The sequence below is a fragment of the Streptomyces sp. NPDC046261 genome (assembly GCF_040646235.1).
Lineage (GTDB): Bacteria > Actinomycetota > Actinomycetes > Streptomycetales > Streptomycetaceae > Streptomyces.
This window is the reverse complement of sequence record NZ_JBEYZU010000002.1, coordinates 546,493-558,742: the sequence shown is the minus strand read 5'-3', so window position 1 is coordinate 558,742 and position 12,250 is coordinate 546,493. Positions and strand designations below refer to the sequence as shown.

Below are 12,250 nucleotides of genomic sequence, written 5' to 3'. Positions count from 1 at the left end.
CCGGGCGAATAGCCCGCGGCGCGTACGCCCCGCCCGGGACCGGTGGCGGATTGCCGGGTCCCGGTGTGGTCGTTTTGTCAGGCCTCGGTGGGCTTTGCCGCCTGCTTGGCGGCCTCGGCGCGAGCCAGTGCGGCGTCGACGAGGGCGTCTTCCTTGGCCTTGTTCGCACCACCCTGGCTCTTGACGATCGTCACGACCAGCGCGGTGAAAGCCACCGCCATCACCATGGGCGGGACCAGCGCGGCGACATAGTCCATGGCCGTCGGCTCCTTCTGGATCGGGGGTTCTGCGCTTGAGCGACCCGTCCAGATTACGCGCCCGCCCCCGGCCCCGGGCCGCCCGGGTCAGGCGGGCCGGGCCGCCGCCAGGGCCCGGGCGCCGGGGGGCGGCGTGGGCTTGCGGCGGGGCGGGAACACCTCGCCGGGGGTCGGGATGGGCCGTTCCGGGCGTGGCGTCGCCGGTGGCGGCTTGGGCTGCGGGGCCTCCGGGGGCGGGCCCGGGGCGGGCCGGTTCGGCGGCGCCGGGCTCTCCCCCGGCTTCGGCCCCGGCTTCGGGTCCGGCTCGGCCGCCTGCGGGGCCCGGCCGCCGGGCAGGGCCAGCAGGTGCGTACGGCTCTGCGGGGCCGGTGGGGCCGGGCGGGCCGGCGGGACGGCCGCGGGGCCCGCGGGGGCGTCCGGTTCGGCGGCGGGGGGCCGGTGCGTGCGGCTCGGAGGGGCGGTGCGCGCGGACGCGCGCGGGCGGGCCGACGGGACGCGGCCCTCGGGGGTGGCGGCGCGGGCGGCCAGCCTGGTCCGTACCGCCTGCTCGGCCAGGTGCTCGCAGCGCGCCAGCAGGGTGTGCCGGCGGGTGGCCTCCGCCTCCCCCACGGGCTCCGCGCACAGCGAGCGCAGCGCGGCGAGGTCCTCGGCGGCGGGCCGGTAGCCGTCCACGAGGGCGTCCCGCAGGCGGCGCACATAGCCGGGCGCGGCGCCCGGCAGGGCCGCGCGGTAGCGGGCGAGGTCCTCGAGGAGGAAGACGCGCAGCCGGGCGGCTTCGCGGACGGCCTCGTCCACGGCCTCGGCGAGCCGGAGGCAGTCCTTCGCTTCGGCCTGCCGCGTGGGACCGGGGCGGGTGGGCACGGAGTGGGGGCGGAGTGCGATGTCGAGGGCACGGCGCAGCACGCGCAGCTCGTCCGCGCTGAACGCCATGCCGCCGCGGGATCCATAGGGCGTGGGCATGGGCCGACTTTAAGTGCTAAGTGGACAAAATTCGCTTAGCACACCATCTCGGGCGTGGCATGGTCAGTGCGCCCGGCGGCGGACGGCCCCCAGGAGGCCGAGGAGGACAGCGCCGGCGGACAGGGCGGTGCCGGAGGTGGTGGCGATCAGCAGCGTGCCGGGGTGGCCGCCCGGGCGGGCGGCCTTGGGGGCCGGTGCCGCGTCGGTCACTTCGACGGGGATCGGCGCGGAGTCGTTGCCGGGGTCCGGGTCGGGCTCGGGGTTCTCGTCGCGGCCGACGATCCGGACGTGGCCCTCGGCGCCGTCGACCTTCTCGTCGATACGGACGCGGAAACGCAGCGTCTCGCGGTCGCCCGCCGGGAAGTCCTCGCCGATGGCGCACAGGTAGGTGCGGTCGTCTCCGGAGCCCGCCGCCCGGCAGGGCGGGGCCGCGACGATGGTGGTGCCTTCGGGGGCGACGACCTCGTAGGCCCGGCTGCCGCCGACGACGCCGTCGGCCGAGGTCGGGCCGGGGCCGCCGTTGCGTACGCCGAGCTCGACCTCGACGGTCTGGCCGACGCGGCCGGTGACGGGGTGCGCGACGGCCTGGTAGTCGGCGCGGGGCTGCGCCTGGGCGCCCGCGTGGGCGGCACCCAGCCCCAGACCGGCGGCCAGGACGACGACGGCGGTCGTCGCCGCCTGTCTCACGGACCGCCGTATGCGACCGATGCCGCCGCCCTTACCGATGCCGCCGCCACTCATCCGCCCCAGCCCGCCTGTCTGTCCGATCCACCCTGCCCTGCCCTGACAGCTGTCAGGACAGCCGCGGTCGGTGGTTGGTTGCGTGGCTTTCCCCTGTCCCGCCCTTTCACCGTTTCTTGTCCTCAATCGCCGGACGGGCTCGATTGTGCCCGGAACCGGGCCGGTTGGGGGGCGGGGCGGAAGGCCCAGAGGGGTTCGGTCAGGGGCGGGGGGTGTTGCGTTCGTAGACGAGGCGGAGGCCGATCAGGGTCAGCCAGGGTTCGTGTTCGTCGATGACCGAGGCTTCGCCCAGGACCAGGGGGGCCAGGCCGCCCGTGGCGATGACCGTGACGTCGTCCGGGTCCTCGGCCAGTTCGCGGGCCATGCGGTTGACGACGCCGTCGACCTGGCCCGCGAAGCCGTAGAGGATGCCGGACTGCATGGCCTCGACCGTGTTCTTGCCGATGACGCTGCGCGGTCTCGCGATTTCGATCTTGCGGAGCTGGGCGCCCCTGACGCCCAGGGCCTCGGTGGAGATCTCGATACCGGGGGCGATCACGCCGCCGACGTACTCGCCGCGCACGCTGACCGCGTCGAACGTCGTGGCCGTGCCGAAGTCGACGACGACGCACGGGCCGCCGTAGAGCTCGACGGCGGCGACCGCGTTGATGATGCGGTCCGCGCCGACCTCCTTGGGGTTGTCCATGAGGATCGGCACGCCGGTCTTCACGCCGGGCTCGACCAGGATGGCGGGCACGTCGCCGTAGTAGCGGCGGGTCACCTCGCGCATCTCGTGCAGCACGGAGGGGACCGTCGAGCAGATGCAGATGCCCTCGATGCCGTCGCCCAGTTCGTCGCCGAGCAGCGGGTGGCGGCCCATCAGGCCCTGGAGGAGCACGGCCAGTTCGTCGGCGGTGCGGCGCGGGTCGGTGGAGATGCGCCAGTGCTCGACGATGTCCTCGCCGTCGAACAGGCCGAGAACCGTCTGGGTGTTGCCGACATCGATGGTGAGCAGCATCAGACCTCCCGCAGGTCCAGCCCGATGTCCAGGATCGGGGAGGAGTGGGTCAGCGCGCCGACCGCCAGGTAGTCGACGCCGGTCTCGGCGTAGGCGCGGGCGTTGGCGAGGGTGAGGCGGCCGGAGGACTCCAGGGCGGCCCGGCCCGCGACGAGCCCGACGGCCTCGCGGGTCTGCTCGGGGGTGAAGTTGTCGAGCATGATGAGGTCGGCGCCCGCCTCGATGACCGGCGGGATCTGGTCGATGTGGTCGACCTCGACCTCGATCGGCACGTCCGGGAACTCCTCCCGTACGGCCTTGAACGCCTCGGCGACGCCGCCGGCGGCGATGACGTGGTTGTCCTTCACCAGCGCCGCGTCCGACAGCGACATGCGGTGGTTGACGCCGCCGCCGCAGCGCACCGCGTACTTCTCCAGGGCGCGCAGGCCCACCGTGGTCTTGCGGGTGTCGCGGACGGCGGCGCCGGTGCCCTCCAGCTCGTCGGCCCAGGCCCGGGTCGCGGTGGCGATGCCGGAGAGGTGGCACAGGATGTTGAGCATGCTGCGCTCGCCGGTGAGCAGGTCGCGGGTGAGGGTGCGGACGGTCAGCAGCTTCTGGCCGGCCTCCACGCGGTCGCCGTCCTCGACGTGCCGCTCGACCTCGAACTCGTCCGTGCAGACCACGGAGAGGATGGCCTCGGCGACGCGCAGCCCGGCGACGGTGCCGGCCTCGCGGGCGGTGAAGTCGCCGGTGGCGACGGCGTCCTCGGCGACGGTCGCGAAGGTCGTGATGTCCTTGCCGCCGTCGAGGTCCTCCTCGATGGCCAGGTGGGCGAGGTCCTCGATCTGCAGGGGGTCCAGGCCGGCCTCGGCGATCAGCCGTGCGAGTTCGGGGTCGAGCCCGCACTCGAAGGCTTCCGCGTCGTACGCGCCGGCGGCGCAGCCGCAGGCGTCGCCGCAGCCACCGGCGGCGGCCTCGGCGCTCTCCTGGCCGGGGTGGCCGATCTGATGCAGGGGACGGTCGTCGTGGGTGCTCACGCGGTTCTCCTTGAGGGCGGCGGGAGTTGCTTCGGGGAAGGCGGCCGATGCGGTGGTGGAGACGGCAAGAGTACGGTCCGGGCGCAGGGTCACGAGGAGGTGCCGGCGCCATGCCTCGTCCGCCCGGTCGGGGTGGTCCTCGCGCCAGTGGCAGCCGCGGGTCTCCTCGCGGCGGAGGGCGGCTTCGACAAGTACTTGCGCGACGAGGAGGAGGTTGGTGGTCTCCCACGCCTCGGTCCCGGGTTCGACCGCCTTGCCGGCGGCCTCTTCGCGGATGCGGGTCAGCTCCCGCGCCGCGCCCTCCAGGCTCTGCCGGGAACGCAGCACTCCGGCGCCCAGTGTCATGGTGCGCTGGATGGCGGCGCGGTCGCCGGGCGCGATCAGGGGCGCGGCGGGCTCGTCCGCCAGGGGCGGCAGGCCCGCGGGGGCGGTGGCGCCGGCGAGGTCGGCGGCGATGCGCTCGGCGAAGACGAGTCCTTCGAGCAGGGAGTTGGACGCCAGCCGGTTGGCGCCGTGCACGCCCGTGCAGGCGACCTCGCCGCACGCGTACAGCCCCGGCACGGTCGTGCGCCCGTACAGGTCGGTGCGTACCCCGCCCGAGGCGTAGTGCGCGGCCGGTGCCACGGGGATGGGCTCGGTCACCGGGTCGATGCCGTGGGACCGGCAGGCGGCCAGGATGGTGGGGAAGCGCTCGGCCCACATCCGCGCGCCGAAGTGCCGGGCGTCGAGGTACATGTGCTCGGCGCCCGTTTCGCGCATGCGCCGCAGGATGCCCTTGGCGACGATGTCGCGCGGTGCGAGCTCGGCCAGTTCGTGCGCGCCGACCATGAAGCGGTGCCCGTCGGCGTCGACGAGGTGGGCGCCTTCGCCGCGCACCGCCTCCGACACCAGCGGCTGCTGCCCCTTCGCGTCGGGGCCGAGCCAGAGCACGGTGGGGTGGAACTGGACGAACTCCAGGTCGGAGACCTCGGCCCCGGCCCGCAGGGCGAGGGCGACGCCGTCGCCGGTGGAGACGGCGGGGTTGGTGGTCGCGGAGAACACCTGGCCCATGCCGCCGGTGGCCAGGACGACGGCCCCGGCCCGTACCGCGCCGACGCCGTCGTGCCGGCCCTCGCCCATGACGTGCAGCGAGACGCCGGCCGCGTGGCCGTCGGCGTCCTTGAGGAGGTCCAGGACGAGGGCGTGCTCGATGGTCTCGATGCCGGCCGCGCGCACGGCCTCGACCAGGGCGCGGGAGATCTCGGCGCCGGTGGCGTCACCACCCGCATGGGCGATGCGGTTGCGGTGGTGGCCGCCCTCACGGGTCAGCAGGATCTCGCCGGATTCGGCGTCGGTGTCGAAGCGGGCGCCGGTGGAGATGAGGCGGCGCACCGCGTCGGGGCCCTCGCTGACCAGGGTGCGTACGGCCTCCTCGGAACAGAGGCCGGCGCCGGCGACGAGGGTGTCGTCGAAGTGCTGTTCGGGGGTGTCGCCGTCGCCGAGCGCGGCGGCGATGCCGCCCTGGGCCCAGCGGGTGGAGCCGGCGTCGAGGCGGGCCTTGGTGACGACGGTGACCTTCTGGCCCGAGGCGGCGCAGCGCAGCGCGACGGTGAGGCCGGCGACACCGGAGCCGATGACGACGACGTCGGCGTCGACGGTCCAGCCGGGGCGGGGCGCGTGCAGTCGTATGCCGGTCATCGTGCCGCTCCGACGGTCAGGGGAAGGTTGTCGATCAGACGGGTGGTGCCGACCTTGGCGGCCACGGCGAGGATGGCCTCGCCGGTGTGGTCGTCGCCGACCTCGGTGAAGTCGGCGGGGTCGACGAGGGCCACGTAGTCCAGGCGCAGCGGGGGTTGCATCCGGGCCGCGTCGTCGAGGATCGCCCGGGCGGAGCGGCGGACGGCGGCCGCGCCGTGACCTGCGGCCCCGGCGGCGGTCAGCAGGGCGCGGGAGATCTCCAGCGCCGTGGCCCGGTCGGCCTCGGACAGGTAGCGGTTGCGGCTGGACAGCGCGAGGTGGTCGTCCTCGCGGACCGTGGGGACGCCGACGATCTCGACGGGGAAGTTGAGGTCGCGCACCATGCGGCGGATCAGGGCCAGCTGCTGGGCGTCCTTCTGTCCGAAGAGCGCGAGGTCGGGCCCGGTCAGGTGCAGGAGCTTGGCGACGACGGTGAGCATGCCGTCGAAGTGCCCGGGGCGGGAGGCGCCTTCGAGGCGCTCGCCCATGGGGCCCGCGGTGATGCGGACCTGGGGCTCGCCGCCGGGGTAGACCTCGTCGACGGCCGGGGCGAGGACGACGTCGGCGCCGGCCTGCCCGGCGAGCAGGACGTCGGCGTCCAGGGTGCGCGGGTAGCGGTCGAGGTCCTCGCCGGGCCCGAACTGCAGGGGGTTGACGAAGACGGTGACGACGACCTGCCCGTCCGGTCCGGCCAGCCTGCGCGCCTCGCGGACGAGGGTGGCGTGCCCCTCGTGCAGGGCGCCCATCGTCATGACGACGGCGCGGCGGCCCGGGCGCGGGAGGGCGTTCAGCTCCTCGGCGGTGCGGGCGAGCTGGGTGATCACTGGGTGCCTCCGTCCGCGAGGACGCCGAGCAGGTCCTCCGCCAGTTCGGGCTTGAGCAGGCCGTGCGCGAGCGCGCGGTCCGCGGTGGTGCGGGCCATCGCCAGGTATCCGGCGACGGCCTGCGGGGCGTGCTTGCGCAGTTCGGCGACGTGCGCGGCGACCGTGCCGGCGTCGCCGCGGGCCACCGGGCCGGTGAGGGCGGCGTCGCCGCTGCGCAGGGCGTTGTCGAGGGCCGCGCCCAGGAGCGGGCCGAGCATCCGGGCGGGGTACTCGACGCCGGCGGTGCGCAGCAGGTCCATGCTCTGGGCGACGAGCGTGACCAGGTGGTTCGCGCCGATGGCGAGGGCCGCGTGGTAGAGCGGGCGGGCGCTCTCCTCGATCCACTCGGGCTCGCCGCCCATCTCGATGACGAGTGCCTCGGCCGCCAGTCGCAGCTCTTCGGGGGCGGTGACCCCGAAGGAGCAGCCGGCCAGGCGCTGGACGTCGACGGGTGTGCCGGTGAACGTCATCGCCGGGTGCAGGGCCAGCGGCAGGGCGCCGGCGCGGGTGGCCGGGTCGAGGACGGCGGTGCCGTGCCGGCCGGAGGTGTGCACGAGGAGCTGCCCGGGGCGCACGGCACCGGTCTCCGCGAGGCCGGTGACGAGCCCGGGCAGGGCGTCGTCGGGCACGGTCAGCAGGACCAGTTCGGCGTGGGCGAGCACGTCGGCGGGGGCCATGACCGGCACGTCGGGGAGCAGGGTGGCCGCCCGTCGCAGGGAGGCGTCGGAGACGCCGGAGACGGCGACCGGGCGGTGCCCGGCGAGCTGGAGCGACGCGGCCAGGGCGGGGCCTACGCGGCCCGCGCCGACCACGCCGACGGTCAGCCGGGCAGGGCGGTCCTGGGGGCTCGCATGCTCGGGCGAGAGGTGTGCGTTCACGCGGCGGGATGCCTTCCGTTCCAGTCCGCGGGGGTACCGGACGATTCCCTTGTCATGCTACGCGAGGCGGGCGGGGCCCTCCCTGGGCGTCCCCAGGGCTGTGGAGGGCGTGGCCGCGCCCGGGCCCCGGGGCGGTTCAGGCCCGGCAGCGGGGCTGCGCCGGCTCTCCGGCGGGCCGGGGTGCCGCGGGGGCGGCGGGGACAACAGGGGCAGCCGCGGGTACGGGCCGGGACGTACCCGCCACAGGGGCGACGGGGGCGGCGGTGGTCCCCCGGCGGCCGAACAGTGCCGCCAGGCGGCTCCGCCGGGCGGCCGTGCGCTCGTCGACGACGGCCTGGAACCGGCGCCAGGTGCGGAAGGCGCGCAGCGCCTGGAGATCACCGGTGCCGGGCGCCGGCGGCGCGGGCTCGTGGTGCTGGGCGGAACGGTAGAGGTCGAGCATGTGCTGCTGGTTGGCGTTCATGTCTCCACGGTGCGCCGCCCGGCGAGCGGTTGCCGCATGGATTGACGAGGACCGTCAAATGACGTCCCGGCCTGCGGAAAGACAGGCACGATGAGCACATGAGCGTGATGATCGACATCGCGGGCCTGCCGCCCGAGCGCCTGGTGTTCCGCCCCGCGCCCCTCGCCGAGCTGTGCACCGCGCTGCACGCCCTGGCCGAGCCGGGGCACCACCCCGGCCTGCACGGCTGGACGACGGCGACGAACTCCTGCCTCAAGCCGGACCTCGCGGACCGGCTGTGCGAGGCGGACTTCCTGTGGACGTCGACGTTCTCCGACATCAACATGCCGTTCGCCGCGCTGCCGGACACCCACGGCCTGCCGGGCGCCACGCTCGCCGAGGACCTGGACCAGCTGGACCGGCTGAGCGACGACCTCTTCGTCGACGCCGCCCTGGAGATCTCCTGCTCCCGGCACTACAGCCAGGAGGGCCCGTCGCCGCTGGTCAACGCCAGGGCGCGGGAGCTGGCCCTGGAGCGCGCCACCGCGCGCGGCCCCCGGCAGCTGGACTTCGCCAAGCGGCTGCTGGACGACCCGCCGGCCGTACGGGCCTGGCTGCGCCGCCTCTTCGAGGACTGCGCGGAGGCGTTCTTCGACGACCTCTGGCACCGGGTGCGCCTCCAGCTGGCCGCCGACGCCCGGCACAAGACGGAGGTGCTGCGCCGCAAGGGGCTCGCCGAGGCGCTGGCCGAGGTGTCGCCCGCCGTGACGCTGACGGAGGACGGTTCCCGGATCGTCGTCGACAAGCTCGGCAGCGGCCGGGCGAGCGCGCTCGACCCGGCGGTCGGCGCGGGCGTCACCTTCGTCCCGTCCGCCATCGGCTGGCCCCATGTGTGGGTGGGGCACGCCCCGGGCTGGCGCCCGGTGGTCCACTACCCCGTGGCCGCGCCCGAGCTGCCCGGCCCCGCCTCCCTGGACCTGCTCAAGCTGCGTCTGGAGGCCCTGTCCCACCACATGCGGATGCGGATGTGCCGCTACCTGGCCCGGTCCGCGTTCAGCACGGGCGAGCTGGCGACCGCGCTCGACATCAGCGCGCCGGAGGTCTCCCGGCACATCGCGGTGCTGAAGAAGGCCGGCCTGATCACCACCCGCCGCCGCGGCCGGTACGTCCTGCACCAGCTCGACCTGACGGTGGTGGCCCGGCTCGGCAGCGACTTCGTGGAGGGCGTGCTGCGCTGAGCGCGGGAGCGGGCGCTAGTGCGCCGGGCCGCCGCCACCGGCCCGTACGAGTCCGCTCTCGTACGCCATCACCACCACCTGCACCCGGTCCCGCAGGCCGAGCTTGGTCAGGATGCGGCCCACGTGGGTCTTGACCGTCGCCTCCGAGAGCACCAGCCGCCCCGCGATCTCGCCGTTGGACAGCCCCTGGGCCACCAGCAGCATCACCTCGCGCTCGCGGTCGGTGAGCCGGCCCAGCTCGGTGTTGGTCGGCTCGTTGGCGGCGCTCGGCAGCATCGGGGTGAAGCGGTCGAGGAGCCGGCGCGTGGTGCTGGGCGCGACCACCGCGTCGCCGCTGTGCACGGCCCGGATGGCGCCCAGCAGCTCGGCGGGCGGCACGTCCTTGAGCATGAAGCCGCTCGCGCCGACCTTGAGCGCGGAGAAGGCGTACTCGTCGAGGTCGAAGGTGGTCAGGATCAGCACCTTGGGCGGGTTGTCCTGGGCGCAGATGCGGCCGGTGGCCTCCACCCCGTCCATCCGCGGCATGCGGACGTCCATCAGGACGACGTCCACCTCGCTGCGGGCCAGCACCTCCAGCGCCTCCGCGCCGTCCCCGGCCTCGGCGACGACCTCCATGTCGGGCTGGGCGGCCAGCACCATGCGGAAACCGGTGCGCAGCAGCACCTGGTCGTCGACGAGCATCACGCGGATGGACATACGGGGTCCCTCTCGGAAGTAGTGGTGCGGTCAGAGTACGTACGCACGGATTTCAGCGGCCCGACTTGATCGGCAGCAGCACACTGATCCGGAAGCCGCCACCGGGCCGGGGCCCCGCGTCCAGGGTGCCCCCGACCATGCCGACGCGCTCGCGCATCCCGATCAGACCATGCCCCATGCCGTCCGCGCCGCCCGCCTCGTACAGCTCGTGCTGCGCGCCCCGGCCGTCGTCCTCGACCAGCAGCCCCAGCCCGTCGTCGAAATAGGTCAGCCGGACGCTGGCGCCGACGTCCGGGCCGCCGTGCTTGCGCGTGTTGGTCAGCGCCTCCTGCACGATGCGGTACGCGGTCAGCTCCACCCCGCTCGGCAGGGGCCGCGGCGCGCCCTCGATGCGGAAGTCCACCGGCAGCCCCGCGCCGCGCACCTGCTCGACCAGCTCGCCGATCTGCTCCACGTCGGGCTGCGGGACGTACTCGCCGCCCTCGCCGCTGTCGTCCGTGCGCAGCACGCCCAGCAGGCGGCGCATCTCGGCCAGCGCCTGGCGGCCGGTGCCGGAGATCGTCTCCAGGGCCTGCTTGGCCAGGTCGGGCGAGGCGTCCAGGACGTACGCGGCCCCGTCCGCCTGCACGACCATCACCGAGACGTTGTGCGCCACGACGTCGTGCAGCTCGCGGGCGATGCGGGCCCGCTCGGCGGTGACCGCGATCTGCGCCTGCTGCTCGCGCTCCTTCTCCAGGCGCGCGGCCCGCTCCTCCAGCTGCGCCCAGTACGCGCGCCGGGTACGGACCGAGTCGCCCAGCACCCACGCCAGGATGAAGGGGACGGTCAGGAAGACGATCCCCATGATGCTCTTGCCCGTGGAGGAGTACTCGGGCGGATCCGGCCAGCGCACCGTGGCGAGCACGGGCGCGGCCACACAGGCGACCAGGGCGTAGCGGGAGGCCCAGCGGGTGTTGCCGGACGCCACCGTGTAGATGATCACCAGCATGGCGAAGTCCCAGACGTTCGGGCCCACGTCGAACGCCAGCTGCGCCAGCCCGGCCGCCGTCGCCAGCAACATCATCCGTTCGGGGGCCCTGCGTCGCAGCGCGATGACCAAGCACAGCGCGAGTGCCGTGGCGGCCTGGACGACCACCGGGCCGTCGTCGCCCCCTTCGGCCACGGCGAGGCCGCTGAACCCCAGCAGCAGGAGAGCCCAGAAGCTGTCCACACCGGTGGGGTGCATGCGAAGAAAGTCGTAGAGGCGCTGCACGTCACCCAGCGTAGGCATGCCGAGCCGGTGCCGGGGTCAGCCCGACGATCGATCCGACCGCTTCCCGTCTACTCCCCAAGGTGGAGGGCCCCTGCGGACGCCGCGCGCATAACGTGTGCGTATGGCAAGCGGAACGAGAACCTGGCGGGCGGCGACCGAGGCCGCCCTGTACGGCCCCGGCGGCTTCTACCGCCGTCCCGAAGGCCCCGCGGGGCACTTTCGCACCTCCGTGCACGCCTCTCCGCTGTACGCCGGGGCCGTCGTGGAACTGCTGCGCCGCGTCGACGCCGCCCTGGGGCACCCGGCGGAGCTGGCGTTCACCGATGTCGGCGCGGGCCGCGGCGAACTCGTGACGGCGGTCCTCGACCGGTGCCCGGCGGAACTGGCCGAGCGGCTGCGCCCGTACGCCGTGGAGCTCGCGGACCGCCCGGCGGGCCTCGATCCGCGCGTGGAGTGGACGGACACGCCCCCGGCCGGGGTCGAGGGCCTGCTGTTCGCCAACGAGTGGCTGGACAACGTGCCGCTTGACGTCGCCGAGGCCGACGGCGAGGGCACGCCGCGCCAGGTGCTCGTCCGGCCGGACGGCGAGGAGCTGCTCGGTGACCCGGTCGCGGGCGAGGACGCCGAGTGGCTGGCCCGCTGGTGGCCGCTGGAGGGCGCGCCCCCCGGGTCCCGCGCGGAGATCGGCCATCCGCGCGACGCCGCCTGGTCCAAGGCGGTCGCCACGCTGCGGTCGGGCCTGGCGGTGGCGGCCGACTACGCCCACGAGCGGGCCTCCCGGCCGCCTTTCGGCACCCTGACCGGCTTCCGCGAGGGACGGGAGGTGCGGCCCGTGCCGGACGGCTCGTGCGACATCACCGCGCACGTGGCGCTGGACGCCTGTGCCCTTCCGGGCGGGACGGTGACGACACAGCGCGAGGCGCTGCGGGCGCTGGGGGTGGACGGCTCACGCCCGCCGATCGCGCTCGCCTCGAGCGACCCGGTCGCGTACGTACGTGCCCTGAGCACCGCGGGCGAAGCCACCGAGCTGACGTCACCGGCGGGGCTGGGAGCGTTCGGCTGGCTGGTGCAGCCGGTGGAACTTCCGCCGGCCTCGTTGTGGGCAATCGTTCCGCAGGACGGAACAGGCGGGCACGACGGACCCACCGGGGCGCACCCGACCGGGGTGGTTTAGGAAAGGGGCGGGTCCGGGGG

The 12,250-nt window shown here is 74.7% G+C and carries 12 protein-coding genes and 1 pseudogene; 2 read left to right on the top strand and 11 right to left on the bottom strand.

All coding sequences use genetic code 11. From position 1 onward, the window contains the following. Positions 1–77: 77 nt before the first annotated feature. From ABZ956_RS06705 to ABZ956_RS06665, 9 genes and pseudogenes are all read right to left on the bottom strand, one after another. Positions 78–257 carry a hypothetical protein gene (locus tag ABZ956_RS06705; protein WP_361887921.1) on the bottom strand — a complete coding sequence of 60 codons (180 nt, stop codon included), beginning with the start codon at positions 255–257 and terminating at the stop codon, positions 78–80. Between the two features lie 87 nt (positions 258–344). Further along, positions 345–1,217 (bottom strand): hypothetical protein, encoded by an 873-nt coding sequence (locus ABZ956_RS06700; protein ID WP_361887919.1) that lies wholly within the window; start codon positions 1,215–1,217, stop codon positions 345–347. 63 nt (positions 1,218–1,280) lie between these two features. Then, entirely contained in the window at positions 1,281–1,904 is a 624-nt protein-coding gene (locus ABZ956_RS06695) for a hypothetical protein (protein WP_361887916.1), read from the bottom strand. A gap of 253 nt (positions 1,905–2,157) precedes the next feature. Then, a complete protein-coding gene (locus ABZ956_RS06690) occupies positions 2,158–2,955 on the bottom strand; it encodes a type III pantothenate kinase (RefSeq protein WP_361887913.1) in 798 nt (265 codons plus the stop codon). After that, a complete protein-coding gene (gene nadC, locus ABZ956_RS06685) occupies positions 2,955–3,971 on the bottom strand; it encodes a carboxylating nicotinate-nucleotide diphosphorylase (RefSeq protein ID WP_361888050.1) in 1,017 nt (338 codons plus the stop codon). The genes ABZ956_RS06690 and nadC overlap by 1 nt, the downstream gene beginning before the upstream one ends. 33 nt (positions 3,972–4,004) lie before the next feature. Beyond that, a pseudogene (locus tag ABZ956_RS06680) lies at positions 4,005–5,648 on the bottom strand (L-aspartate oxidase); the annotation flags it as partial. Next, positions 5,645–6,511 carry a pantoate--beta-alanine ligase gene (panC, locus tag ABZ956_RS06675; RefSeq protein ID WP_361887910.1) on the bottom strand — a complete coding sequence of 289 codons (867 nt, stop codon included), beginning with the start codon at positions 6,509–6,511 and terminating at the stop codon, positions 5,645–5,647. The pseudogene ABZ956_RS06680 and the gene panC, both read right to left, overlap by 4 nt. Continuing rightward, positions 6,508–7,428 (bottom strand): DUF2520 domain-containing protein, encoded by a 921-nt coding sequence (locus ABZ956_RS06670; RefSeq protein WP_361887907.1) that lies wholly within the window; start codon positions 7,426–7,428, stop codon positions 6,508–6,510. Before ABZ956_RS06670 ends, panC begins: the two co-directional genes overlap by 4 nt. Before the next feature lie 136 nt (positions 7,429–7,564). Continuing rightward, on the bottom strand, positions 7,565–7,891 hold the full coding sequence (locus ABZ956_RS06665) for a hypothetical protein (RefSeq protein WP_361887905.1): 327 nt from the start codon (positions 7,889–7,891) through the stop codon (positions 7,565–7,567). A 98-nt stretch (positions 7,892–7,989) separates the two neighbouring features. Between ABZ956_RS06665 and ABZ956_RS06660 the strand changes: the two genes are divergently transcribed. Next, positions 7,990–9,108, top strand: a complete 1,119-nt coding sequence (locus ABZ956_RS06660; RefSeq protein ID WP_361887903.1) for a DUF5937 family protein — start codon at positions 7,990–7,992, stop codon at positions 9,106–9,108. 15 nt (positions 9,109–9,123) lie between these two features. On the opposite strand, the gene ABZ956_RS06655 is transcribed toward ABZ956_RS06660, so the two are convergent. Next, on the bottom strand, positions 9,124–9,804 hold the full coding sequence (locus tag ABZ956_RS06655) for a response regulator transcription factor (protein ID WP_361887900.1): 681 nt from the start codon (positions 9,802–9,804) through the stop codon (positions 9,124–9,126). Positions 9,805–9,856: 52 nt separating this feature from the next. Beyond that, a complete protein-coding gene (locus ABZ956_RS06650) occupies positions 9,857–11,056 on the bottom strand; it encodes a sensor histidine kinase (RefSeq protein WP_361888048.1) in 1,200 nt (399 codons plus the stop codon). Positions 11,057–11,177: 121 nt separating this feature from the next. Between ABZ956_RS06650 and ABZ956_RS06645 the strand changes: the two genes are divergently transcribed. Continuing rightward, positions 11,178–12,230 (top strand): SAM-dependent methyltransferase, encoded by a 1,053-nt coding sequence (locus ABZ956_RS06645; RefSeq protein ID WP_361887897.1) that lies wholly within the window; start codon positions 11,178–11,180, stop codon positions 12,228–12,230. Positions 12,231–12,250 lie beyond the last annotated feature (20 nt).